At 74.5% G+C, this 23,540-nt stretch carries 20 protein-coding genes; 13 read left to right on the top strand and 7 right to left on the bottom strand.

What is annotated here, in order from left to right:
• Positions 1-160 precede the first annotated feature (160 nt).
• Positions 161-691, top strand: a complete 531-nt coding sequence (locus JT723_RS25675) for a 16S rRNA (guanine(527)-N(7))-methyltransferase RsmG (RefSeq protein WP_205047147.1) — start codon at positions 161-163, stop codon at positions 689-691.
• Between the two features lie 93 nt (positions 692-784).
• Here JT723_RS25675 and JT723_RS25670 read toward each other — a convergent pair whose 3' ends face one another.
• The 7 genes from JT723_RS25670 to JT723_RS25640 all read right to left on the bottom strand — a co-directional run bounded on the left by JT723_RS25670 (position 785) and on the right by JT723_RS25640 (position 8,350).
• Positions 785-2,056, bottom strand: a complete 1,272-nt coding sequence (locus JT723_RS25670) for an RNA polymerase sigma factor (RefSeq protein ID WP_205047146.1) — start codon at positions 2,054-2,056, stop codon at positions 785-787.
• Positions 2,057-2,100: 44 nt separating this feature from the next.
• The gene (locus JT723_RS25665) at positions 2,101-2,451 is read right to left on the bottom strand and encodes a YciI family protein (RefSeq protein WP_205047145.1); all 351 of its coding nucleotides are present in this window, start codon (positions 2,449-2,451) and stop codon (positions 2,101-2,103) included.
• 58 nt (positions 2,452-2,509) lie between these two features.
• The gene (locus JT723_RS25660) at positions 2,510-2,953 is read right to left on the bottom strand and encodes a YunG family protein (RefSeq protein ID WP_205047144.1); all 444 of its coding nucleotides are present in this window, start codon (positions 2,951-2,953) and stop codon (positions 2,510-2,512) included.
• A gap of 49 nt (positions 2,954-3,002) precedes the next feature.
• Positions 3,003-4,193, bottom strand: coding sequence for an alpha-hydroxy-acid oxidizing protein (locus tag JT723_RS25655; RefSeq protein ID WP_205047143.1), 1,191 nt, complete (start codon positions 4,191-4,193; stop codon positions 3,003-3,005).
• A 28-nt stretch (positions 4,194-4,221) separates the two neighbouring features.
• Positions 4,222-4,407, bottom strand: a complete 186-nt coding sequence (locus JT723_RS25650; RefSeq protein ID WP_205047142.1) for a DUF6381 family protein — start codon at positions 4,405-4,407, stop codon at positions 4,222-4,224.
• A gap of 607 nt (positions 4,408-5,014) precedes the next feature.
• Positions 5,015-7,300: an FUSC family protein gene (locus tag JT723_RS25645; protein ID WP_205047141.1), complete on the bottom strand. Its 2,286-nt coding sequence runs from the start codon at positions 7,298-7,300 to the stop codon at positions 5,015-5,017.
• A 282-nt stretch (positions 7,301-7,582) separates the two neighbouring features.
• Positions 7,583-8,350 (bottom strand): FadR/GntR family transcriptional regulator, encoded by a 768-nt coding sequence (locus JT723_RS25640; protein ID WP_205047140.1) that lies wholly within the window; start codon positions 8,348-8,350, stop codon positions 7,583-7,585.
• A gap of 90 nt (positions 8,351-8,440) precedes the next feature.
• On the opposite strand from JT723_RS25640, the gene JT723_RS25635 reads away from it, so the two are divergent.
• The 12 genes from JT723_RS25635 to JT723_RS25580 all read left to right on the top strand — a co-directional run bounded on the left by JT723_RS25635 (position 8,441) and on the right by JT723_RS25580 (position 23,461).
• Positions 8,441-9,898, top strand: coding sequence for a sialate:H+ symport family MFS transporter (locus tag JT723_RS25635; protein ID WP_205047139.1), 1,458 nt, complete (start codon positions 8,441-8,443; stop codon positions 9,896-9,898).
• Positions 9,898-10,815 carry a dihydrodipicolinate synthase family protein gene (locus JT723_RS25630; RefSeq protein ID WP_205047138.1) on the top strand — a complete coding sequence of 306 codons (918 nt, stop codon included), beginning with the start codon at positions 9,898-9,900 and terminating at the stop codon, positions 10,813-10,815. The genes JT723_RS25635 and JT723_RS25630 overlap by 1 nt, the downstream gene beginning before the upstream one ends.
• A 213-nt stretch (positions 10,816-11,028) precedes the next feature.
• A complete protein-coding gene (locus tag JT723_RS25625) occupies positions 11,029-12,069 on the top strand; it encodes a LacI family DNA-binding transcriptional regulator (RefSeq protein WP_205047137.1) in 1,041 nt (346 codons plus the stop codon).
• A complete protein-coding gene (locus JT723_RS25620) occupies positions 12,066-13,022 on the top strand; it encodes a carbohydrate ABC transporter permease (protein ID WP_205047136.1) in 957 nt (318 codons plus the stop codon). The genes JT723_RS25625 and JT723_RS25620 overlap by 4 nt, the downstream gene beginning before the upstream one ends.
• A 116-nt stretch (positions 13,023-13,138) precedes the next feature.
• On the top strand, positions 13,139-13,945 hold the full coding sequence (locus JT723_RS25615; protein WP_205047164.1) for a carbohydrate ABC transporter permease: 807 nt from the start codon (positions 13,139-13,141) through the stop codon (positions 13,943-13,945).
• Positions 13,945-15,264, top strand: a complete 1,320-nt coding sequence (locus JT723_RS25610) for an ABC transporter substrate-binding protein (RefSeq protein ID WP_205047135.1) — start codon at positions 13,945-13,947, stop codon at positions 15,262-15,264. Before JT723_RS25615 ends, JT723_RS25610 begins: the two co-directional genes overlap by 1 nt.
• A 144-nt stretch (positions 15,265-15,408) precedes the next feature.
• Entirely contained in the window at positions 15,409-16,497 is a 1,089-nt protein-coding gene (locus tag JT723_RS25605) for an ADP-ribosylglycohydrolase family protein (RefSeq protein WP_205047134.1), read from the top strand.
• A gap of 623 nt (positions 16,498-17,120) precedes the next feature.
• Positions 17,121-18,455, top strand: a complete 1,335-nt coding sequence (locus JT723_RS25600) for an ADP-ribosylglycohydrolase family protein (RefSeq protein WP_372441380.1) — start codon at positions 17,121-17,123, stop codon at positions 18,453-18,455.
• Entirely contained in the window at positions 18,439-19,584 is a 1,146-nt protein-coding gene (locus tag JT723_RS25595; protein ID WP_205047133.1) for an ADP-ribosylglycohydrolase family protein, read from the top strand. Before JT723_RS25600 ends, JT723_RS25595 begins: the two co-directional genes overlap by 17 nt.
• Positions 19,581-21,197, top strand: coding sequence for an ADP-ribosylglycohydrolase family protein (locus JT723_RS25590; RefSeq protein ID WP_205047132.1), 1,617 nt, complete (start codon positions 19,581-19,583; stop codon positions 21,195-21,197). Before JT723_RS25595 ends, JT723_RS25590 begins: the two co-directional genes overlap by 4 nt.
• Complete coding sequence (locus tag JT723_RS25585; protein ID WP_205047131.1) at positions 21,197-22,132, top strand: ribokinase; 936 nt, start codon at positions 21,197-21,199, stop codon at positions 22,130-22,132. The genes JT723_RS25590 and JT723_RS25585 overlap by 1 nt, the downstream gene beginning before the upstream one ends.
• 87 nt (positions 22,133-22,219) lie before the next feature.
• Positions 22,220-23,461, top strand: a complete 1,242-nt coding sequence (locus JT723_RS25580) for a CaiB/BaiF CoA transferase family protein (RefSeq protein ID WP_205047130.1) — start codon at positions 22,220-22,222, stop codon at positions 23,459-23,461.
• The last annotated feature ends 79 nt before the right edge of the window (positions 23,462-23,540 follow it).

Below are 23,540 nucleotides of genomic sequence, written 5' to 3'. Positions count from 1 at the left end.
GGCAGCGCGAATTAGCGCCCCGCGGGACCGGGTCGGTGGCCGCTCGAACAGGGAGCCGGGCGGCGTGACCGCGTTCGAGTGGCTTTGTCAGGGTTTCCTTGACGACCTGACAGTGTGTTGGGGAATCTGGTGGCACGTTCCGGCGGCGAAGGGCTGAGGCATGAGCTGGGTCGACGAGAGTGGGCAGCACGAGGGGTACGTGGCGGCGGTCCTCGCCGACGGCGGCGAGCCGGCTCCGCCGCCGGGCGGCCGGCCTATGCCCTGGTGGGCCTACAACGGGGCGGACGGGCCGCGGGCGGTGGCGGTCAGGGGCGCCTGCGCGTGCGGCTGGCGCGGCAGCGCCACCCATCCGCTGGACTTCGGCGACGACGACGCGACCGAGGGCTACGAGGCGGACACCGGCCCGTATGCGGACTGGGACCGCCACACCGCGGCGGCCGAGGGCCTGGTCCCGCCCGACGTGGAGCACCTGCTGGACGCCCTGCGGCGCCGGATCGCCGAAGTCGCGGAAGCCCGGCCGGTCACGGCCCTGCACATCGCGGCCCGCGTCGAGGCCGAGGCCCCGCGGTACAGCGCGGACGCGGCCCTGGCGGCCCGTCGGGGCCTGGTGTCCTGGGAGACGATCGGCAAGGCCTTCGACACCACCGCGGAAGCGGCTGAGACCCGCTTCACCCTCCGGCCCCCGGACTGACCCGCCCGCTGGCAGCCCGCGTCCGCGCCGTCCGCCGGGCAGCAGGACTCCCGCCAGGGACGTCCGGCCCCCGGGGCCGCCCCCGTCGGGCCGTCAGGGGGGTGGCGGCAGGTCGGCGAGGCGGGCGGTGAGGAAGCTGCGCTCGACGGCGTTCGAGGTGTGCCGCAGGGCCTGCTCGTAGGCCGCGGCCGCCTCGGGGACGCGGGACAGCCGGTGCAGGAATTCGGCGCGGGCCACCGACGCGTAGGGGTAACCGGCGAGGCGGGGGTCGCCGGCCAGGGCGTCGAGGGCGGCGAGGCCCGCTTCCGGGCCGTCGGCGAAACCGACGGCGACCGCGCGGTTCAGCGCGGCGACCGGGGTCGGGCGGCGGCGCAGCAGCAGATCGTAGAGGCCGACGATCTCCGGCCAGTCCGTCTCCTCCCACGTCGGGGCCTCGGCGTGCACGGCAGCGACGGCCGCCCGCAGGGCGAACGGCCCCGGCGGGCGGCGCCGCAGCGCCCGGCGGACCAGCACCAGGCCCTCGGCGATGGCCGCCCGGTCCCACCGGCTGCGGTCCTGGTCGGCCAGCAGCACGGGCGCGCCCGCCGCGTCGAGCCGGGCCGGCCTGCGTGCGTCGGTCAGCAGGATCAGCGCGCGCAGGCCCGCGACCTCCGCGTCGCCAGGCAGCAGGTCGCCGAGCATCGCGGCGAGGCCGGTGGCGCGGGCGATGAGGTCGGTCCGCAGCAGCTCGGGGCCGTCGGGCGCGACATGCCCGGTGGTGAACAGCAGGTCCACCACGGTCAGCACCGCGTCGACCCGCTCGGGCAGGTCCTCAGAGTCCGGGATGCGGTACGGGATCCGCGCCGCGGTGATCTTCTTCTTCGCCCGGGTGATCCTGGCCGCCATGGCCGTCTCGCCGACCAGGAACGCCCGGGCCGTCTCGGCGGTGGTCAGCCCGCACACCAGCCGCAGGGTCAGCGCCACCCGGTCCTGCGGGGCGAGGGCCGGGTGGCAGCAGGTGAAGATCAGCCGCAGCCGCTCGTCGGGGATGTCGGCGCCGTCGGCGGGACCGGCCACCGGTCCGTCGTCGTCGGCGAGCAGCGGCAGCGCGGTGCGGAAGAAGGCGTCGCGCCGGATGACGTCCACGGCCCGGTTGCGGGCGGTGGTGGTCAGCCAGGCGCCCGGCCGGGCCGGGATACCGCCGGACGCCCAGGCCACCAGGGCCTTGGCGTAGGCGTCCTGCACGCACTCCTCGGCCAGGTCCAGGTCGCGGGTGACCCTGACGGTCGCGGCCAGCACGAAGGCCCACTGCCCGCGGTGCGCCTCGGCGACCGCGCGGGCCGCCGCAGCCTTCCCCGGGCCGCCGTCCTGCGGTGCTGCGGGCATGGGCCTGCCTCCTCTCGTTCCGCTCGTGCCGCCGTCCGGTCCGGTCAGTGCAACGGCCGCACCTCCACCGCCGCGTCCCCGGTCCTGCCGAAGTAGGGCAGCCGCTTGGCGACGGCGAGCGCTGCGTCCAGGTCGGACACGTCGATGATGTAGTAGCCGCCCAGCGCCTCCTTGGTCTCGGCGTAGGGGCCGTCGGTCACCAGGTGCCCGCCCGCGCCGTCCTCGCGCACCACGGTCGCGGTGGACGTCGGCTGCAGGTGCTCGGCCGCCACGATCACGTCCTTGTGCTCGCGGCTGAACGCCTCGTGGGCGGCGTCCAGCGCCCGGCGGGCGGTGTCGTCGGCCGTCTCGTAGTCGGCCTCGTTGTCGTGGATCAGCAGCAGATAGCGCGCCATGGCCATCGGTCCCTTCGTGCGGTTCTGGACGTTTCCGGGGGCGCGGTGCGGCCCCCTGTCACCCTTCCGACGAACGCGACGGTGCCGGAATCGACATCGCGCCGGGCTCGGGCAGCGGCCCGAGGTGCCCGGCGACCCGCTCACGCAGCAGCAGGTACTCCGCCCAGCGGTGCGGCAGCGGCCCCGGCGGGCGGGTCACCGCGCGCGCCCCGGTGACCTGCTGGCCGCGCAGGAACTGCTCGCTGGTCACGTCCAGATGTATGCCGCTGGGCAGCGCGTTCCACCAGTGGAAGCCGTGCTGCTCACCGGCGAGATGGACCTCGCCGACCATCAGGTCGCCGCCGAAGAGGTCGTGGACGAGCAGCGCGCTGATGTCGCAGTGCCCCCAGGCCGGGTTGTCCACCCGCCACTCCTCCCGCAGCAGGTCGTCGGGCGAGCAGGTGTCGGCCGCCCACGACGCGCGCAGCGCCCTGTCCAGGTCCAGCAGATTCCAGGTGGTCATGCGTCCAGCCTCGCACCCGCCACTGACAGTGCCCCGCGTGCGCCACAGGTCAGGGCAGCGGGCGCAGGCTGTCGGGGGTGAGGTCGGCGCGGGACGGGTAGCCGTCGACGGCCATGATCAGGTCGGCCTCGGCCAGGACGGACTTCAGCACGTGCACGATGCCGTCGGTCCCGCCGAGCGCGCAGCCGTACGCGTACGGGCGCCCGAGGCCCACCGCCGTCGCCCCCAGCGCCAGCGCCTTGACCATGTCGGCGCCGGAGCGCACCCCGGAGTCGAACAGCACCGGCATCCCGTCGGCCGCCGCGACGATCTCCGGCAGCACGGTCAGCGCGGGCAGGCCGCCGTTGGCCTGGCGGCCGCCGTGGTTGGAGCAGTAGACGGCGTCCACGCCGCCGTCCTTGGCGCGGCGGGCGTCGTCGGGGTGGCAGATCCCCTTGACGATCAGCGGCAGCCGCGTCAACGACCGCAGCCAGGTCAGGTCGTCCCAGGTCAGGGCATTGCCGAAGATCCTGGTCCAGAGCAGCACCGCACCCTGCGGGTCGTCCTGCGGGTGCCTGCCCAGCAGGCGCCGGAAGACCGGGTCGGTGAAGTAGTTCGCCAGGCAGTGACCGCGCAGCTGCGGGAAGTTGCCGCTCGCCAGGTCCCGCGGGCGCCAGCCGGTGACCCAGGTGTCGAGCGTGACGACGATCGCGGCGTACCCCGCGTTCTCCGCCCGGCGGACCAGGCTCTCGGCCAGGTCGCGGTCGGTGGGCGTGTACAGCTGGAAGTAGCCGGGCGTGCCGCCCAGTTCCGCCGCCACGTCCTCCAGCGGGTCGTTGCCGAGCGTCGAGGCGACCATCGGCACGCCGGTCCTGGCCGCGGCCCGTGCGGTGGCCAGGTCGCCGTGCCCGTCCTGGGCGCACAGCCCGATGACACCGATCGGGGCCATGAACAGCGGCGACGGCCAGGTCGTGCCGAACAGGTCGACGGTCAGGTCGCGCTCCCGCGCACCGACGAACATCCGCGGGTACAGGCCCCAGTGCGCGAAGGCCTCGGCGTTCGCCCGCTGCGTGGCCTCGTCGCCCGCGCCGCCCGCCACGTACGACATCACCGACGGGGGAAGCGCCTGGGCGGCGCGGGCCTCCAGCTCGGCGAACGTCATCGGCAGGTCCGGCAGGACGCCGCCGAGGGCGCGCAGGTAGATGTCGTTCTGGTAGTTCCCGAACGCGGTGGGCAGGTGCGGTGGCGGCTGGTCGCTCATCGGTGTCGTCCTCGCGGTCGGGAGTCGGTCACTGCGCGGGGTAGATGTCCCCGGCCGCCATCATGCTCTCCTGGTCGCTGTCCGACTCCAACTGCTGCGCTCTGTGCTGGAGGCGGGTGCGTTCCGCCGCGTTCGCGGCGTGTTCCGCGTCCGCGGCCAGTTTCTGTGCCTGGGCGCGGAGCTGGCGGATGTGCCGGTGCGTTTCGTCTGCCATGGTCATGGCTTGACCTCGCTTCCCGCGAAGGGTTCCCCTACTACCCAACCAGCTCCCCCTCCCCCCGGCCACCCCGGGACGCCCCTGCCCCTTGCGGTAAGCCATCGCCTTTCCCCAGTGGGGGCTTGTCTCGCAGTTCCCCGAGCCCCTGGGTGATTGCCACGTGCTGTGGCGTTGCTTTCTTCCGGCGCGTTGTGATGGGGCGCGCAGTTCCCCGCTCCCCTGGGGGGCTGCCCCTTGCCGTGGGCGATCGCCTTCCGCGCCGTCGCGGCTGGTCGCGCAGTTCCCCGCGCCCCTGATGGTTACCCCCTTCCCGCAGAGCTGGCGCCGACAGGCGCGCACCCTGCGCAGGTGGGCGAGCGTCTTTCTGAGGGGTGCCGTCTGCCTGCGAGGGTGGGCGTTTTTGAGGGGCGCGGGGAACTGCGCGCCCCGTCACGATGGTGGGAAAGCAAGCAACGCCACAGCACGTGGCAATCACCCAGGGGCGCGGGGAACTGCGCGACCAGGCACCACCGGGGGAAAGGTGAGCGGTCGCCGCAAGGGGCAGGACCTCAAGGGGCTCGGGGAACTGCGCGGTGGGTCCCCGCCGGACGGGAGGCGGGCGTCCTCACGGGAGGGACGTGGCCGCATGGGCCAGGGAGGTCTGGAGGCGGCGGGCCGCGTCCAGGTGATCGCCGGTCCACACGATCCGGACGGCCGTGGCGGTAGCACGGCCGTCCTCGTCGCGGAGGTCCCGACGGACCGCCACGACGAGACGGGCGTCGCCCGCACCGTCGTGCGGCAGCGGCACCGGCACCCGCCCGCTCCCGTCGAGCCCGGCGGCCAGTCCGTGGTACCAGCCGGAGATGCGGTCGGCCCCGGACAGCAGCTCCGAGCGGGCCGCCGCCCGCTCCGCGTCACTGTGCACGTCGCCGGCCCGCTGCCACATGCCGAGCACGGCGTCCGCGGCGAGCCGCAGCCCGACCACGCCGGTGACCAGCGTGGTCATCTCGGCGAGCGGCACGGGCTTGGGGCCGCGTTCGGCGAGGTAGCTGCGGAAGGCGTCGTCGAGGCGGCGGGCCGCCGCAGCGGCCTGCCGCCCGGCGGCCAGCGGGGCCGCGGCCGGCTCCGGCCCGGCGGTGCAGCACCCCACCCCGTAGTCGACCGCCCCCGCGAGGTAGTCGGCGCTGGCGGCGTACGCCTCGGCCATGGCCTTGCCCACGGCCGCCGCCGCGCCGCGCGGCCAGAAGAAGGTGCCGACCACGATGCTGACGGCGCAGCCGAGTGCGATGTCCTCGACACGGAAGAGGCCGACCCGCCAGTCGGGGACCTGGCCGATGTTGAAGAGGATCACCAGGGTGACGGTGAAGGCGGCCTGCCCGGCGGCGAAGGAGATCGCGGCGGGCGCGATGCCGGCGACGAGGACGGCGAGCGGCAGCAGGAACCACAGCAGCACGCTGTTGTGGCCGATGAGCTGCAGCAGCCCGGCTCCGACGATGGAGCCGATCACCGTGCCTGCCAGGCCGCGTACCGCGTTCTGGCCGGTGTTGAGTGCGTTGGAGCGCAGGACGGACAGCGCGCCGAGCACGACCCAGAAGGAGTGCTGGACGGTGGTCACGTCGGTGATGGCGACGGCGAGGCCGAGCCCGACGGCGCCGCGGACGCTGTTGTGCAGCCACACCGAGTGCCGGTCGACGTGTGCGGTGGCGCGTTCCCTGGCCGCGGTGAGGGGGCCGGTCAGGCCGCCGGGTTCGCGGCCGAGCAGCCGGTCGGCCCAGCCGCGGCGTTCCGCGGCGGAGGCGAGTTCGACGTTGGCGGCGATCTGGAGGACGGCGTGGCTCAGTTCCTGGGTGCGGAAGGAGACGTCGAGGGAGCTGAGGAAGTCGGTGACCTCCTGGTCGCCGGGGGTGTCCCGTTGCACGGGCAGCCGGGTGGTGGCGTCGCGCTCCATGGCGTCGAGGGCCTTGCGCAGCTCCTCGGCCGCGGCTTGCAGCGGCCCGGGGTCGGTGTGCCGGCCTTCCAGCAGGTCCGCGGCCTCGTCGAGGGTGCGGGCCGCGGCTCGTTTGGCCAGGCAGGGGGCATCGGCGTGGCTGCGGGCGGTGGCCTGGGGCGTACCGCTGTGGGCGACGATGGCGGTGAGCCAGGTGAGCTGGTCGACCAGCCGGACCACGGCGCGTGCCCCGGTGGACAGGCCGGTGGGGCGGTAGGGCGTGGAGTCGAAGGCGCGGCGGAGTCTGTCAGCGGCGTCCGCGGCGCTCCGGCTCGCCGCCGTGCAGTCCGCGTCGGTGGGTGTGTCGGGGCCGAGGACGAGGGCGGCGTCGACGCGCAGCCGTACGGCGACGGCCCGGCAGACGTCGGCGGCGGGTTTGTCGAGCGGGTCGGTGGTGGGGCGCGGCCACAGCAGGGTGACGGCGAGCATGGAGGCGCCTGCGGCCATGCCGGCGCCTGCCAGCCGGTCGGGCAGCGCGGACAGCGGCGCGGACAGGGACACGGGGAGGATGAAGCCGAGCAGCAGCGCGGTCGTGGCGCCGGCCAGGACCGAGCTGACGATGCCGGAGAAGAGGATCGCGAAGCCGACCACGACCATGGTCGCGACGCCGAGCCAGGTCACCTGGGAGACGGCGGTGCCCAGGCAGATCAGTGCCGCCCAGGCGACGGCGAGGGCGGCGTGGGCGCGCAGCCGCTGCACGGCGGGGCCGTTGAAGTCGACCAGCAGCAGCATGGAGAAGGCGCCGAAGGCGGCGAAGCTGGCCATCGCGGGTGAGCCGATGACCTGGCTGCACAGGGCGAAGAGCGCGGGCATCACGATGGCGCCGCGGGCGGCCCTGCGGGTGGCGGCCAGCGCCGGGTCCTTGGCCCGCAGCGCCCGCAGTACGCGGCGGGCGAGGCCGGGGTCACGGGTCGGGCTGTCCATACGGGCGCTCCTCGGGTCTGCCGGGCGGCGCCCCGGGCCGTCCCGGCACACCGCTGGCGTCGAGTATCCCGGCTGCCGGCCCCCGGCGGATCCCGCGACCGCGATCCGGCCTGCGCCGCGCAGCCCGGAACCGGGCGCGGCTCAGGCCGCCGACGCCACCCGTACTCCGCCTCCGGCAGGCGGCCCGCAGACCGGGCGCACCTCAGGCCGGTGGAGTCGCCGGGGCCGGCCCGCCCGCCGGGCCGGCCTGCCCCGAAGCCGCTCCCCGGCGGATCCGCCGGCTCACGCCGGGCCCGCGGCGGGCTCCGCCGCCGGGGCGGGAGATCCGGTCCAGCGGTCGAAGCGGGCGGTGATGTCGGCGAAGTGCTCGGCGATCCTGGCCGCCGCCGCGTCGGGGTCGCGGGCCGCGACGGCCTCCAGGACCTGGCGGTGCTGGCGTACGACCTGGCCGTGGTCGGTGTGCGGCTTGCCGACCTCGGCCTCGACCTGGCGGTAGACGTCCCAGAACAGCGCGATCAGCTGGAGGACCAGCGCATTGCCGAGGGGTTCGTAGAGCAGTTCGTGGAAGCGCCGGTCGTGGCCGGCTCGTCCGGCGTCGCCGTCGGCGGCGAGCGCGTCGAGTTCCCCGCGCAGCCGGCCGATGTCGCCGTCGGTGAGTTCGAGGGCGGAGCGGCGGATGAGGCCGCTCTCCAGGAGTGCGCGGACCTCGACGATGTCGAGCAGGCCGCGCGGGTTGTCCCTGCGCACCGCCAGCCGGGTGTGGAAGAGCAGGCCGGGGGCCATGGACCGCAGCTGCGGGGTGCCGACGTAGGTACCGTAGCCGTGCCGGATGTCGACAATTCCGAGGGCCTGCAGGCCCTTGAGTGCTTCACGCACCGAGTTGCGGCTGACACCGAGCGTACGCATCAGCTCGGGTTCCGGCGGCAGCACCTCTCCCGGATCGAGGTCCAACTCCACGATGAGGTCGATGAGTTGGTCCTGCACGGTGGGCCGCCGGCCGCGCCCGGCGTCGGCGGCCGGCGCGGCGGGGGGCTTGCGCTGAGCTGGCATGCGGCCTACGTTACCGCGAAGCGTAGGACGTGGGACGTCCTACGTCCTACGTCCGGCTTCTCGAACCACCGCTCCCGAGGATGCGAGCCCATGAGCACACACGACGCAGCCGCGCCGCCCCTCCGCTGGCGCGCCGAGCTGTCGAAGCAGAACTGGAAGGCGTTCTCCGCCGCGTGGCTCGGCTACGCGATGGACGGCTTCGACTTCGGCCTGATCACCCTGGTGCTGACCGAGATCGCCAAGGACTTCCACCTGTCCACGGTGACGGCGGCGACCCTCGTGTCGGCCGCGTTCGTCTCGCGCTGGTTCGGCGGGCTCGCCATCGGCGCGCTGGGCGACCGCTTCGGGCGCCGTCCCGCGATGGTGCTGAGCATCGCGCTGTACGCGGTCGGTTCGGTCCTGTGCGGCTTCTCGTGGGACTACTGGTCGCTGTTCGCCTTCCGGATGGTCGTCGGGCTCGGCATGGCGGGCGAGTACAGCGCGAGCGCGACGTACATCATCGAGAGCTGGCCGCGCCGGATGCGGAACACCGCGAGCGGCATGCTGCTGTCCGGCTACCCGCTGGGCGGGGTGCTGGCCGCCAAGACGTACGCCTGGGTGGTGCCGCACACCAGCTGGCGGGTGCTGTTCTGGATCGGCATCCTGCCGGTGGTCGTCGCGGTCTACCTGCGCCGCCGGCTGCCGGAGGCCGCCGAGTGGCAGAAGGCCAGGGACGCGGGCGAGCGGCCGGTCAGCGCGACCGCCCTGCTCTTCACCGGCCGGGCCAGGCTGTGGACGGTGCCGGTGTGCCTGGTGGCCGCGGTCGCGCTGCTGGTGGTGCTGCGCAGCCAGTCGCTCGCGGTCACGCTGCTGCTGGTCGCGGTGATCACCGCGTGCTTCGTGGCGCTTGCGGTGCAGTTCGCGCAGCGGTTGTGGCCGGTGGTCGTGGGGCTGATGGTCACCGTCTTCTGCGCGTTCCTCTACTCGTGGCCGCTGCAGTCGCTGCTGCCGACGTATCTGAAGACCGACCTGCACTACGACCCGGCGCAGGTCTCCGACGCGCTGCTGTACGCGGGCTTCGGCTACGCGGTCGGCTCGGTGGTCAGCGGCTACCTCGGCGACCGGTTCGGCACCCGGCGGGCGTACGTCGGCATGCTCGTCGTCTCGCTGGCCTTCGTCTACCCGGTGTTCGCGCTCGGTGAGGGCCACACCACCGCCCTGTGGGTGCTGCTGTTCCTGCTGGTGGGCACCAGCCAGGGCGCCTCGGGCGTGCTGCCCAGCTACATCAGTTCGCACTACCCGATCGGCATGCGCGCCGCCGCACTCGGGTTCAGCTACAACGTCGGCGCGCTCGGCGGGGCCGCCGCCCCCGTGCTCGGTGCCAAGATCGCAGAACCGCTGGGCCTGGGCACCTCGCTGGCCGTGCTCGGCCTGGCCCTGACCGTCGTGGTCGTGCTGCTGGTCGGCTTCGACGTGCCGGCCCGCGTGCAGGGCGCGGCGGACCGGCGGCGCCCCGCAGTACCAGGAAGAACCGCGACAGCCGAACCCCCGGCAAGTGAGAAGGTCTGATGTTCCACGGAGTCGTTCCTCCCCTGTGCACCCCGCTGACCGAGGACGGGGAGGTGGACACCGCCTCGCTGGAGCGCCTCACCGGCTTCCTGCTCGACGCGGGCGTGCACGGCCTGTTCGTCGGCGGGTCGACCGGGGAGATCGCCCAGTTGACCGACGCGGCGCGGGACACCGCGCTGCGTACGGTCGTCGCCACCGCAGCCGGGCAGGTGCCGGTGCTGGCCGGCGCGATCGACACCGGCACCCGGCGGGTGCTCGAACACGCCCGGCGGGCGCAGGCGTCGGGCGCCGACGCGGTGGTGGTGACCGCGCCCTTCTACGTCGGGGTCGCCGAGGCCGAGGTCAGGGCGCACTACGAACTGCTGCACGCGGCGCTCGAACTGCCCGTCGTGGCCTACGACATCCCCGCGAACGTCGGCTACAAGCTGCCGTCCGCGCTGCTCGGGGAGCTGGCGCAGGCCAAGGTGATCGCCGCGGTCAAGGACTCCTCGGGCGACCTGGAGGGCTTCCAGCGGGTGCTGGACGGCGCCGCGGGCAGCGGCGCCGGCTGCCTGACCGGCTCCGAGACGCTGGCGGACCTGGCGATGGCGCGCGGCGCCGACGGCATCGTGCCGGGCCTGGGCAATGTCGACCCGCACGGCTACGTGCGGCTCTACGAGGCCGCGCGGGCGGGCGACTTCGCTGCCGCGCGGGCCGAACAGCGGCGGCTGACCGCGCTGTTCGCCGTCATCGAGGTCGCCGACCGCGGCCGGGTCGGCCGGATGTCGGGCGCGCTGGGAGCTTTCAAGGCCGCGCTGGCGGCGCGCGGGGTGATCCGGCACGCGTACACCCAGGCGCCGCTGCTGCCGCTGACGGACGCCGAGTCGCGGGCGGTCGCGGAGCTGCTCGCAGCGGCCGGGCTCGGCGCCGTCGAGTAGTCCGGGGGACGTCCCCCTACGGTCCGCGGTACGGCCGGTGCCGCGGACCGATTTCCCTGAACGCTTCCCTCCGGGTCGTGATTCAGGTCACAATTGATTGACCGTCAGTGAAACCTCCGCGCAACATTGCGGAAACCACTCCCCCGATCAGGGGTCATAGAAGGATCACTCTGTAAACGTTTACAGTTTGCGCCGGACAGCGAGGGGACGACTATGCCGACTTCGGACGGACCACCCACGGTGGAGACGATCGCCGCACGCGCGGGGGTGTCCATCGCCTCGGTCTCCCGCGTTCTCAATGGTCACGGGGCTCGTCCCAACACGGTGCGGCGGGTCGAGCAGGCCGCGGCGGAACTGGGCTACGTGCCCAACGGGGTCGCCAGGTCCCTCAAGGGCGGGCGTACCCGCCAGCTCACCTTCGCCATGCCGGATGTGGGCAATCCGGCCTATGTCTCGATGGTCCGGCAGATACAGGCGGTGACCAAACCGCTCGGCTACCGGCTGCTGCTGCACTCCACCGACGCCGTCGCCGAGGACGAACTCGACGTCGTCCGCAGCCTCGCCGACCGCACCAGCGACGGGCTGATCCTGTGTCCGATCCGGGTGACCGACGCCCACATGGAGGTGCTGGCCCGCGCCGCCCGCCCGGTGGTGGTCATCGGGTCGCTGCCCGGCACGGCCGCGGTGGACAGTGTGCGGGCCGACTCGGTGTCGGGCACCGTGCTCGCCGTGCGGCACCTGATGGAGTGCGGCCGCCGGCGGATCGCCTTCATCAACGGCCCGGCCGACACCGTGCCGGGGCGCAACCGGCTGATCGGCTACGAGACCGCGCTGCGCGAGGCGGGCGCCGTACCCGACCCCGAACTGATCGTCACCACCGACTTCGGCATCGAAGCGGGGGCGCGGGCCGCCCACCGGCTGCTGGACGCCCACCCCGGCATCGACAGCGTCTTCTGCGCCAACGACCAGCTCGCGCTGGGCGCCGCCCATGCCGCGCACGACCGGGACCTGCGCATTCCCGAGGAGCTCGCGGTGGTGGGGATGGACGACAGCGAACTGGCCAGGGCCGGGCACCCGGCGCTGACCAGCGTGGACCTCGGCTCGGCGGAAAGGGGCAGGATCGCCGCCGAGATGCTGGTCGCGCGGCTGGACGGCGGCCGCCACGAGGTGCGCTGCGAGACGGTCGCGCCGCGGCTGTCGGTCCGCGAGTCCACCACCGGCGCCCGCACCCGCACCGCGGCGGGCGTGTCATGAGCGCCGCCGCCGCGACCACCCAGCCGCGGCCGGGCGCCGGCACTCCCCCGCCGCGTACGCCCGCCGCCCGCCGCCGGATGCTCGGCCTGGACCGCGACGCCTGGTTCCTGCTGCTGCCCGCGCTGATACCCGTGCTGGTGCTGAGCGTCGGACCGCTGCTGTACGGCATCTCGCTGGCCTTCACCGACGCCCAGTCGGGCGTCACGCGGTCCACGTCCTTCACCGGCGTACGCAACTTCGCCGACCTGCGGCTCGACTCGCTGTTCTGGGAGTCGTTCAGGATCGGCCTGGTCTGGGCGGTCTGCGTCACCGCACTGCAACTGCTGCTGGCGCTGGGACTCGCCCTGCTGCTCAACGAGAACCTGCGCTTCCGCTGGCTGGCCCGCACCCTGGCGCTGGTGCCGTGGGCGATGCCGGAGGTCGTGGTCGGCATCATGTGGCGGCTGGTCTACAACCCCGACGCGGGCATCCTCAACAACGCGCTGCGGCACCTGCACCTGACCTCGGGCCACACCGACTGGCTCTCCAGCCTGTCGCTCGCGCTGCCCGCGGTCATCGTGGTCGGGGTGTGGGCGGGCATGCCGCAGACCACCGTGGTGCTGCTGGCCGGCCTGCAGAACGTACCGGTTGAGCTGCACGAGGCGGCCGGCATCGACGGGGCCGGGATGTGGCGCCGCTTCACCACGGTGACCTGGCCGGCCCTCAAACCGGTGGTGCTGTCCATCACCGCGCTCAACTTCATCTGGAACTTCAACTCCTTCGGCCTGGTCTACGTGCTGACCAGCGGCGGCCCCGGCGGCAAGACCCGGCTGCCGACCCTCTTCGCCTACGAGGAGGCCTTCCGCTACGGGCAGTTCGGCTACGCCGCCGCCATGGGCCTGGTGATGGTCGCGGTGATCGCCGTCCTGCTCACCGTCTTCCTGCGCAACCGTCTCAAGGAGGCCGACCAGTGAGCGCCGCCGTCCCCGTACCGGCCCCCGAGGCCGCCGCGCCCCAGCCCCGGCCCCGGCCGACGCCGCGCCAGGGCCTGCGCCGCCGTGCCGGGCGGACCGGGCGGACCGGGCGGGCCATGCAGTACACAGCCCTGCTGTGCTACCTGGTCTTCCTGGCCTTCCCGCTGCTGTGGCTGGTGTCGACCGCCTTCAAGTCGCCCAGGGAGCTGGGGTCCGTCGACCCGACGTGGTTGCCGCGGCACCCGACGCTGGGCAACTTCCGTACCGCGCTCGACGAGCAGCCGCTGCTGCACGCGGCACTCAACAGCCTCCTGGTGGCCGGCGCCGCAGCGCTGGTCTCGGTGGTGGTCGCGGTGCCCGCCGCGTACGCGATGGTGCGCTTCAAGGGCGCGGTCAGCCGCGCGGGGACGGGGTGGATCCTGGTCAGCCAGATGTTCCCGCTGGTGCTGATCATCATCCCGTTGTTCATGGTGCTCAAAAATCTGCACCTGATCGACTCCCGGCCCGGCCTGGTCGTCGTTTACGTGGTGTGGACGCTGCCCTTCGTGCTGTGGATGCTGCAGAGCTACGTCAAAGCGGTGCCGGTCTCGCTGGAGGAGGCCGCCGCGATCGACGGCTGCGGCCGGCTGCGGACGCTGCGCAGCGTGGTCCTGCCGCTGCTGGCCCCCGGGCTCGTCGCCACCTTGATGTTCGCCTTCGTCACCGCCTGGAACGAGTTCTTCTTCGCCCTGGTCCTGCTCAAGACGCCGGAGAAGCAGACGATGTCCGTGATCCTCACCCACTTCACCGGTGCCGAGGGCGCCGCCGACCTCGGCCCGCTCGCCGCGGCCTCGCTGCTCGCCACCATCCCCAGCCTGGTCTTCTTCGCGCTGCTGCAAAAGCGCCTGGTGGGCGGCATGCTGTCCGGGGCGGTGAAGGGCTGATGCGCCGCCGTACCCTGCTCGCGGGCGCCGCGGCGACCGCTGCTGCCGCCGGTTCCGCCGCCGTGCTGTCCGGCTGCGGCTCTTCGGCCGCGTCCGGCGTGCCCACCCTGGACTTCCTGTCGCTGGCCTGGCAGGAGGAGTCGGTCAAGGCCAACAAGGCGCTGGTGGCGCAGTGGAACACCGCGCACCCCGAGGTCCAGGTCCGCTACGTGCAGGGCAGTTGGGACGACGTCCACGACCAGCTGCTCACCTCCTTCGAGGGCGGCGCCGCGCCCGACATCATCCACGACGAGGGCAACGACCTCACCGATTTCGGCTCGGGCGGCTACCTCGCCGACCTCACCCCGCTGCTGCCCGCGGACGTACGCGGGCGTATCCCCGCCGCCGCATGGGACATGGCCCGCTTCGGCAAGGGCCTGTACGGCGTGCCCTTCCTGCAGGAGCCGCGGGTCCTGATCGCCAACCGCAGCCTGCTGGCCGAGGCCGGCATCGCGCTGCCCACCGCAGAACGGCCCTGGACGTGGGAGGAGTTCGAGGACGCCGCCAAGGAGCTGTCGCACTCCGGCGGGCCGGGCGAACGCTACGGCGTGGCCTGGCCGATGAGTTCACCGGTGAGCGTGACGCTGAACCTGTCGCTGACCACCGGCGGGCGCATCCTCTACCGCAAGGACGACGGCGGCACACAAGTCCGCCTGGAGCAGGCCGACTCCGCCTTCGCCGAGATGGTGCGCCGGCAGGTCGGCACCGACAAGTCGGCACCGGCCGGCGCGCTGGGCATGAGCGGCGGCGACACCCTGCCCGGCTTCTTCGCCGGGCGCTACGCGATGCTGCCGCTCAACCTGTCCTACCGGCAGCAGGTCCAGCAGCAGGCACCCGCGCACTTCGACTGGGTCACGCTGCCGCTGCCGGTCGGCGCCGGCGCCCCCGACGGCGGGCGCGCGCAGGGCGTCAGCCCGCAGACCCTGTCGGTGGCCGAGGACTGCAAGCACCAGGCGCAGGCCGCGGCCTTCATCGGCTTCATGACGCAGACCGACCACCTGGTGGAGCTGGCCGAGGGCGACTGGATGGCCCCGACCGGCACGGACGCGCTGCGCGACCCGGCACTGACCACGGACAAGCTCGGCTGGAGCACCGGGATGTCGGTGGCCGCCCACCTGGTGGCCTCCCCCGCGCTGGGCCGGCGCGGCTATCCCGAGTGGTCGGACAAGGTCGCCACCCCCGCGCTCCAGCAGTACTTCAGCGGCGCCATCGGCCTGGACTCGCTGCGCAAGAAGCTCGTACGCGACGGAAACCGGGTCTTCGACCGCTACCGCACCTGACAGCCCCCGGCGAGGAAGGAGCCACCACCGCCATGCCCGCACTCACCCACCGCCCCCCATCGCGCCCGCGACCGCCGCCACGCGCGGCAGGAGCACGGCGGACGCACGCACCACACAGCAGGACTCACCAGGAAATGGCACGGCATGAGCACAACTCCCGCCTCACCCGACACCTCCGGCCCATATCTGACCCCGCCGCCGCACGGCACCCGCCTTCCCGCCCCCGCCCCCGGCTCACCGCGCGACCACGCACGCGGCGCCCTCACCGGCCTCGCCGTCGGTGACGCGCTCGGGGCGCCCGCCGAGAACATGAAACCGTCTGCCATCCGCAAACGCTGGGGCCGTATCGAGGACTTCGTCACCGACGACCCGGCAGGCACCGACGACACCGAATACGCCATCCTGTCCGGGCTGCTGCTGGCCAGGCACGGTTCCGCCCTCACCCCGGGCGACGTCGAGACCGCCTGGCACGTGTGGATCGCCGACCGCGACGAAGGCCCCTTCAAAGGCGCGGGTTTCAGCGAGCGCGGCACGCTGGAGAACCTGCGCCGCGGCCTCGCCTCGCCGATCACCGCACAGCACCGGCACACCTGGAGCGACGGGCTGGCGATGCGCGCCACGCCCTGCGGGGTCTTCGCCGCGGGGCGCCCGGGCGAGGCGGCCCGGCTGGTCGCCATCGACGGCACGGTCAGCCACGAGGGCGAGGGCATCTACGGCGGGCAGGCCGTCGCCGCGGGCGTCGCGGCGGCGATGGGCGGCGGGGACTGCGCGGCGGTGATCACCGCCGCGCTGTCCGTGGTGCCAGAGGACTCCTGGACGGCGCGGTCCCTGCGCCGGGCGGTCACGGTCGCCCGCCGGGTCAGGCTGGACCCCGACCTGACGGTGCTGGACCGCGAGCGCGCGCTGCGCGCCGCCGTCGTCATCGGCGGCTACCCGTGGACGGACCTGGCGCCCGAGGCGGTGGGGCTGGCCTTCGGCGCCTTCGCCTTGGCGGCGGGCGACTTCACCGGTTCGGTGCTCACCGCGGTGAACATGGGCAGGGACGCCGACACCACCGCCGCGGTCGCCGGTGCGCTGGCCGGCGCACTCGGCGGCTGGTCGGCGATCCCGCCCCGCTGGTCACGCGCCGTCAGAGCGGTACGCGGCAGCTGCCTCCCCGCGATGGCCGGCTACCACGTCCACGACATCGCCGACCTCCTCTCCCCCGACACCCCGGCGCGGGCCGCCTCATGACCCCGAACCAGCCCCCGGCGTACGGCCCGCGCCCGACCCCGGCGGACGAGCTGACACGGCAGCCACCGGGCCGGTCTGCCCAGACCGCCACTCCGACCGCCGATGCCCCCCACCCCGGCCCGCGCACGACCACCGAGCCGACGGCACACCCGCAGACAGCGGCCGACCGCCCGGCCCAACGCGGCCGACGGGCAGCTGACGGGCCGGCAGTCCCGCGAAAAACGCACAACGCGGCAGCACAACCGCAGGCCCGTGTCGACCGCCCGGCCCACCCACAGCCGCAGGCAACTGACGAGCCCGCAGCCCCGCGAAAAACGCACAACGCGGCAGCACAACCGCAGGCTGGTGTCGACCGCCCGGCCCACCCACAGCCGCAGGCAACTGACGAGCCCGCAGCCCCGCGGAACACCCACGACGCGGCAGCGCAGCCCCCGCCCGGCGGCAACCGCCCGGACCGGACCACAGCGCGGGCAGTCGAGGGCGCAACACGCCCGTCGCCGCCCGGCGCCCCGGGGCAGCCGCAGGGCGGAGGCGCCGGGAGCCGGGGGCTCGGCTCGGGGCGGACGCGTCCGCGGAGCGGTGCGGAGGCGCGCGGGCAGGCTCAGCGTGTCGGCGGTGCCGCGGTGCAGGCGGCTATCGGGCGGGGTGCGGGTGCCGACGCTGTGCAGGCCGTGCCTTCTGCGCGGGGGGATGCGGCTGGGGGACCGGTCGCCGTGGGCAGGGCGGGGGCCGGCGGGGACGCGACCGGGGAGCGCTCTGGCGGCGCGCTGCCGCCGGCGGACGGCGGTGGGAGCCGTGGGCGGGTCGAGGGGATGCTGCTCGGGCTGGCCGCGGGGGATGCCGCGGGGTGGCCGGCGGCGCGGCACCGGGCCGCGCGGATGCCCGAGTGGACGCGCCGGCTGACGCGTGAGCTGGACACCTTCGCCGAGCAGAACGAGACGACGACCCTGCCCGTGCCGATCGCCCTCAACCAGCCGCCGGAGCCGCTGCGGCTCGGCCCATCCGACGACGCCGAGTGGGCGGCCTTCACCGCGGAGGCGGTGCTCGCCTCGCGCGGGGCGCTGCTCAGCGACCTCACCCGGGACCGCAGGGTACGGGCCGCGGTGGACCTGGCGTGGATGTCGCTCGCCGCCGAGATCTCCTCGGCGGCGGCCCGCGCGCCCGAGGTCGAGTCGGCGGTGATCCCGCTGCGGGCGCGTATCTCGGTGCGCGCGGGCCTGGGCAATCTCGCCACCGGCCTGCGCCCGCCGGCCACCGGGCACGACAACCCGCACTTCTTCGACGACGCCGCCTGCGGCCGGGCCTGCGTGCTGGCCGTCGTCCACCCCGGCGACCCGGCTGCCGCGGCCGACCTGGCCGAGTACGACGCCCGTTACACGCAGGACGGGGACGGCGTGCACGGCGCCCGTGCGATGGCCGCGGCGGTCGCGCTGGCGCTTGCGGGCGGGCCGACGGAGGACTGCGTGGCGGCGGCCCTGGAGCAGTTGCCGCCGGGTTCTGAGATCGCGCGCAATGCGGAGCACGCGGTGGCGCTGGCCCGGGCGGCACGGGCGGCGGGCGGCCGCGGCCCGGGGCGGGCGTTCGGCCTGATCCCGCTGCTGGAGCACCAGATCATCGACCACGTCTACAGCTACGGCATCGCCGCCGCCGACACCGTACCGGTGGCCTTGGCGCTGGTGCTGGCCGGTGACGGGGCCGTGGCGGAGGCGGTGCCCGCCGCCGCGTGCCTGTCGCGGGTCGCGGACTCCGCGCCCGCGCTGGCGGGGGCGCTGTCCGGGGCGCTGGGCGGCGCCCGTTCGCTGCCCGCCTCGTGGCGGGCGGCGTGCAGGACCCTGGCCGGCTGCGCGCTGCCGCGGCTTGCCGGTCTCGACCTCGTGGAGTTGGCCGGCCGGCTCACGGCCGCGGAGCCGGCTGTCGCCGGCAGGGAAGGACTCGGAATCCATGGAACTGACGCTTGAGGACCGCGTCGCCGGCTGCCTGGTCGGCGCGGCTGTCGGCGACGCGCTGGGCGGCCCCGTCGAGGGGTGGACGCCGGAGCAGATCGCCGAACGGCACGGGGGCCGGGTGCGCGGCATCGTCGGCCCCTTCCACGAGGACTGGCGCACCGCGCGGCCCATCGCGCCCTACCACAAGGGCGACGGGCACGTCACCGACGACACCCTGATGACGCATGCGCTGGTCCGTGTGTACGGGAAGGTGCGCGACCACCTGGACGCGTACAGCATCGCCGAGCACCTGGTGCCCGACCTGATTTCCACGCCCCGGTGGATACCGGAACTGGAGGCGGAGGCGCTGCCGTTGCAACGGATCTTCCTGGCCGAGAAGTGGATCGTGGCCCGGCTGCACTACGGCCACGTGGACCCCCGGGAGGCGGGCGTCGGCAACATCGTCAACTGCGGTGCTGCGATGTACATGGCGCCGGTGGGGGTGGTCAACGCGGGCAATCCCGCGGCGGCTTACGCGGAGGCGCTGGAGGTGGCGGCACCGCACCAGTCGTCGTACGGGCGCGAGGCCGCGGGGGTCTTCGCCGCGGCCGTGGCGGCGGCCTTCCTGCCGGGTGCCGATGCGGCGAGCGTGGTGGAGGCGGCCCTCGCCGTGGCCAAGGACGGTACGCGCGCGGCGATCGAGGCGGTGTGCGAGCGGGCCGCGTCGTGCGCGGACTGGGAGGCGGCGCTGGGTCCGCTGCGCGAGGCGGTCGCGCCCTTCGACACCGTCGGGCCGCGCTACCGCGAACCCTCGCTGGGCGCGCGGCGGCCGTCGCGGCTGCACGCCATCGAGGAACTGCCGGTCGCGCTCGGGATGTTGCTGGTCGCCGGCGGCGACTACACACCGGCGGTGCTCGGCAGCGTGAACTACGGGCGGGACTGCGACTCGATCGCCACGATGAGCGGTGCGCTCGCCGGGGTGCTCGGCGGCACCGGCGCGGTGCCCGCTGAGTGGAGCGCCGAGGTGGGCCGGGCCAGCCGGCTCGACCTGTACGGTCCCGCAGGCGAACTGGCCGCCGTCACACGGGAGGTCTTCGCCCTGGACACCGAGCGCCGCCGTAGCCACGAGGCGGCTTTCACGGCGCTTGCGGGGGTGCGATGACGCCGGCGGCTGCCGGGCTGCGGCTGACCTGGGTGCAGCCGGAGGACCTGATCGGGCACGAGCTGCAGCAGGCGGTGCAGGACGGCCGCGACCCGTCGGGGGTACGCGACCGCTGGCTGTCGGCGGGCGGCCGTCTCGCCCCGGCACGCGCGGGCGCCTCCCCCGGCCCCGCCGACCCCGCCCTGCGCGCGCTGGCCGAGTCGCTGCTCGCCGAACTCGACGCGGTCCCCAGCCCGTTGGCCGATGCCGAGCCGACGGACCTCGCCGCGATCCACGCCCTCGCCCCGGCGTGGGGGACCGCAGCGGGGGGCGGACAGGGCGCAGCCGGGCGTGCGCCGGACACGCGCGGTCACCCGGCCCCCGATCACCCGGATCCGCGGAAGGGGGCGCCCCGAAGGGACGCGGGGAGCGGCGCGACCGGCCCGCCACCGGCCGGCGGTCCGGCACGAGTGGAGCAGCCCCCTTCGGACGGGGACGGCCCGCACCGGGAGCCCGACGGGACCCGCAGGGACGCAGGGAACGCCCGCAGCGCCCTCGCCACCCGGCTGGAAGCCGCGTGGCTCGGCCGGGCCGCCGGGTGCCTGCTCGGCAAGCCGGTGGAGAAGCTCCCGCTGGAAGGCATCAGGGAGATCGCCCGCGGCACGGGCAACTGGCCGCTGGACGGATGGTTCACGCAGAAGGGGCTCGACCCGGGCACCGCCGCACGGCACCCGTGGAACCGGCGGAGCGCGGGCACCTCGCTGGCCGAGAACATCAGCGGGATGCCCGAGGACGACGACCTCAACTACCCGCTGCTCGGGCTGCTGCTGCTGGAGGCGCACGGCCACGGCTTCACCACCGCCGACGTGGCGCGGCTGTGGCTGGAGGAACTGCCCGCCGGGCGCACCTTCACCGCCGAGCGGGTGGCGTACCGCAATCTGCTGGACGGGGTGGAGCCGCCGCACACCGCGGCCCTGCGCAACCCCTTCCGCGAGTGGATCGGCGCGCTGATCAGGGCGGACGTGCACGGCTTGACGCATCCCGGCGACCCGCGGGCCGCAGCGGACCAGGTGTGGCGGGACGCGGTGCTGACGCACACCGCCAACGGGGTGTACGGGGCGATGTTCGCGGCGGCGATGGTCGCCGCCGCGGCGGGCGGCGACCGCGACGTCCACGGCTGCCTGGCCGCGGGCCTCGCGGTGGTCCCGAGCCGGTCGCGGCTCGCCCGGGCGGTGCGCTTCGGCAGGGACACGGCCCGGGGCGAGCGGACGCGTACGGCCGCGGGGTTCGCCGACGTGGTGGACACGCTGCACGCCGCCTACGGCGACCACCACTGGGTGCACGTGCTGCCCAACGCGAGTCTGCTGGCCGCCGCGCTGACCCATGCGGACGGCGACTTCTCCGGGTCCATCACCCGTGTGGTGTCCGGGGGTTGGGACACCGACTCGAACGGGGCGACGGCCGGTTCCGTGGCGGGGCTGCTCGCGGGTTCGCCCGCCGCGCTGCCCAGCCGGTGGACCGAGCCGCTGAGGAACCGGCTGGCGACCACGGTCGGCGGCCTGGACGGCATCGGCTTCGACACGCTCGCACGGCGCACCGCACAGGTCGCGCTGCTCCCGCAGGAAGGCACCTGATGACAGCAACACCCGTGCGCCCGCCCGGGATCGCGGTCCTGGGCAGCGCCAACATGGACCTGGTCGCCTACGTCGAGAAGGCGCCGTCCCGCGGCGAGACGGTGACCGGGCAGTCGTTCCGCACCGTGGCGGGCGGCAAGGGTGCCAACCAGGCGATCGCCGCCGCGCGGGCGGGCGGTGCGGTCGCGATGATCGGCGCCGTCGGCGACGACGACTTCGGCCGCCGGCTGCGTGCCGCGCTGGAGGGCGCGGGCGTGGGCACGGAGCGGCTGCGTACGGCACCGGGTCCCAGCGGCATCGCGCAGATCGTGGTGGACGGCGAGGGGCACAACGCGATCGTGGTGGTGCCGGGCGCCAACGGCACGGTGACGGAGCTGGCACCGCAGGACGAGGCGGTGATCGGCGCGGCCGGTGCGCTGCTGCTGCAGCTCGAACTCCCGCTGGCCGGTGTGCTCGCCGGGGCGCGGGCGGCCAGGGCGCGCGGTGTGCGGACCGTCCTGACCCCCGCGCCCGTGCAGCCGCTGCCGGACGAACTGCTCGCCGTCACCGACCTGTTGGTGCCCAACGAGCACGAGGCCGCCGCGCTCAGCGGCGAGCGCGACCCGCGGGCTGCGGCCCGCACGCTGCTCGACGCCGTACCTGAGGTGGTGGTCACGCTGGGCGCCGAGGGCTGCCTGCACGCGGTGCGCGGCCGGGAGTTGCTGACGCTGCCGGCGCTGACCGCGGACGTCGTGGACACCACCGCGGCCGGTGACACCTTCGTCGGGGCGCTGGCGGTGGCCCTCGGCGAGGGCCGGGCCACCGCGGACGCGCTGCGCTGGGCGACCGCGGCCTCCGCGCTGTCCGTCGAACTGCCCGGGGCCTCCACCTCGATGCCGGACCGCGCGGCCATCGACGCCCGCGCGTCGGCCGCCGCACACCGCAGACCCCGCTGACCCTCCTGATCCGCCTGATCCGCCTGATCCGTCGACGCCCGCACCCAGCACACGATCCGCGCAAGCACCGGAACCGAGGTACCACCCATGCACCGACCGCATCCGCAGGAAGCGGCCCCCTCCCCCTCCGACGCACCAGCTCCCGCCGGCCCGCTGGCCGGTATGCGGGTGCTCGACCTGGCCACGCTCTTCGCAGGACCCGGCGCCGCCACCCTGCTCGGCGACTTCGGCGCCGACGTGATCAAGGTGGAGCACCCGCGCAAGCCCGACCCGTCCCGCGGCCACGGCCCCGGCAGGAACGGCGTGGGGCTGTGGTGGAAGCACCTCGGCCGCAACAAGCGCAATGTCACGCTCGACCTGTCGACGCCCGGCGGGCGCGAGGTGCTGCTGAAGCTGGCCGGGACCGCCGACGTGGTCATCGAGAACTTCCGCCCCGGCACCCTGGAGAAGTGGGGCCTCGGCTGGGAGGAGCTGTCAGCGGCCAACCCCCGGCTGGTGCTGGCCCGAGTCACCGCCTTCGGGCAGTTCGGCCCGTACGCGCGGCGGCCCGGGTTCGGCACCCTGGCCGAGGCCATGAGCGGCTTCGCCGCGACGACGGGCGAGCCGGACGGGCCGCCGACGCTGCCGCCCTTCGGTCTGGCCGACGCGGTGGCGGGCCTGGCGACGGCGTACGCGGTGATGGCCGCGCTTTCGGGCCGCGACCGCACCGGCGCCGGCCAGGTGGTGGACATGGCGATCATCGAGCCGATGCTCGCGGTGCTCGGCCCGCAGCTGCTCTGGTACGACCAACTCGGCTACGTGCAGCCCCGCATGGGCAACCGCTCAGCCAACAACGCGCCCCGCAACACCTATCGCACCGCGGACGGCAGCTGGCTCGCGGTGTCGTCGTCGGCGCAGTCGGTGGCCGAGCGGGTGCTGCACCTGGTCGGGCACCCGGAGTTCACCGAGGAGCCGTGGTTCGCCACCGGCACCGGGCGGGCGGCGCACGCCGAGGAGATCGACAAGGTGGTGGGCGACTGGATCGCCCGGCACGACCGCGACGAGGTGGTGGCCGCCTTCGAGGCGGCACAGGCGGCGGTCGCCCCGGTCTACGACGTGCGCGACGTCGTCGCCGACCCGCAGTTCCGCGCCCTGGGCACGGTGGCGCGCGTCGAGGACGAGGATCTGGGCACGCTGCGCATGCAGAACGTGCTCTTCCGGCTGTCCGCCACCCCCGGCGCGATCCGCTGGACCGGCCGCCCGCACGGTGCGGACACCGCGGAGGTGCTGGCGGAACTCGGCCTGACCGCCCCGCGGATCGCCGAGCTGCGGGCGGAGGGCGCCCTGTGAGCCGCCCCGCCCGCACCGGTGCGGCAGGCGGGTCCGCGCAGGAGGTGGTACCGGGTCCCGCCCGTTCGTATGTCGTCCC

The organism is Actinacidiphila bryophytorum (assembly GCF_016916835.1).
Taxonomy (GTDB): domain Bacteria; phylum Actinomycetota; class Actinomycetes; order Streptomycetales; family Streptomycetaceae; genus Actinacidiphila; species Actinacidiphila bryophytorum.
Note: the sequence above shows the minus strand (reverse complement) of the source record. Positions and strands in the feature narration are given on the sequence as shown.

Coding starts and splice junctions, on each gene's coding strand:
- JT723_RS25675 (WP_205047147.1), top strand. CDS start 161: ATGAGCTGGGTCGACGAGAGTGGGCAGCACGAGGGGTACGTGGCGGCG.
- JT723_RS25670 (WP_205047146.1), bottom strand. CDS start 2,056: ATGCCCGCAGCACCGCAGGACGGCGGCCCGGGGAAGGCTGCGGCGGCC.
- JT723_RS25665 (WP_205047145.1), bottom strand. CDS start 2,451: ATGGCGCGCTATCTGCTGCTGATCCACGACAACGAGGCCGACTACGAG.
- JT723_RS25660 (WP_205047144.1), bottom strand. CDS start 2,953: ATGACCACCTGGAATCTGCTGGACCTGGACAGGGCGCTGCGCGCGTCG.
- JT723_RS25655 (WP_205047143.1), bottom strand. CDS start 4,193: ATGAGCGACCAGCCGCCACCGCACCTGCCCACCGCGTTCGGGAACTAC.
- JT723_RS25650 (WP_205047142.1), bottom strand. CDS start 4,407: ATGGCAGACGAAACGCACCGGCACATCCGCCAGCTCCGCGCCCAGGCA.
- JT723_RS25645 (WP_205047141.1), bottom strand. CDS start 7,300: ATGGACAGCCCGACCCGTGACCCCGGCCTCGCCCGCCGCGTACTGCGG.
- JT723_RS25640 (WP_205047140.1), bottom strand. CDS start 8,350: ATGCCAGCTCAGCGCAAGCCCCCCGCCGCGCCGGCCGCCGACGCCGGG.
- JT723_RS25635 (WP_205047139.1), top strand. CDS start 8,441: ATGAGCACACACGACGCAGCCGCGCCGCCCCTCCGCTGGCGCGCCGAG.
- JT723_RS25630 (WP_205047138.1), top strand. CDS start 9,898: ATGTTCCACGGAGTCGTTCCTCCCCTGTGCACCCCGCTGACCGAGGAC.
- JT723_RS25625 (WP_205047137.1), top strand. CDS start 11,029: ATGCCGACTTCGGACGGACCACCCACGGTGGAGACGATCGCCGCACGC.
- JT723_RS25620 (WP_205047136.1), top strand. CDS start 12,066: ATGAGCGCCGCCGCCGCGACCACCCAGCCGCGGCCGGGCGCCGGCACT.
- JT723_RS25615 (WP_205047164.1), top strand. CDS start 13,139: ATGCAGTACACAGCCCTGCTGTGCTACCTGGTCTTCCTGGCCTTCCCG.
- JT723_RS25610 (WP_205047135.1), top strand. CDS start 13,945: ATGCGCCGCCGTACCCTGCTCGCGGGCGCCGCGGCGACCGCTGCTGCC.
- JT723_RS25605 (WP_205047134.1), top strand. CDS start 15,409: ATGAGCACAACTCCCGCCTCACCCGACACCTCCGGCCCATATCTGACC.
- JT723_RS25595 (WP_205047133.1), top strand. CDS start 18,439: ATGGAACTGACGCTTGAGGACCGCGTCGCCGGCTGCCTGGTCGGCGCG.
- JT723_RS25590 (WP_205047132.1), top strand. CDS start 19,581: ATGACGCCGGCGGCTGCCGGGCTGCGGCTGACCTGGGTGCAGCCGGAG.
- JT723_RS25585 (WP_205047131.1), top strand. CDS start 21,197: ATGACAGCAACACCCGTGCGCCCGCCCGGGATCGCGGTCCTGGGCAGC.
- JT723_RS25580 (WP_205047130.1), top strand. CDS start 22,220: ATGCACCGACCGCATCCGCAGGAAGCGGCCCCCTCCCCCTCCGACGCA.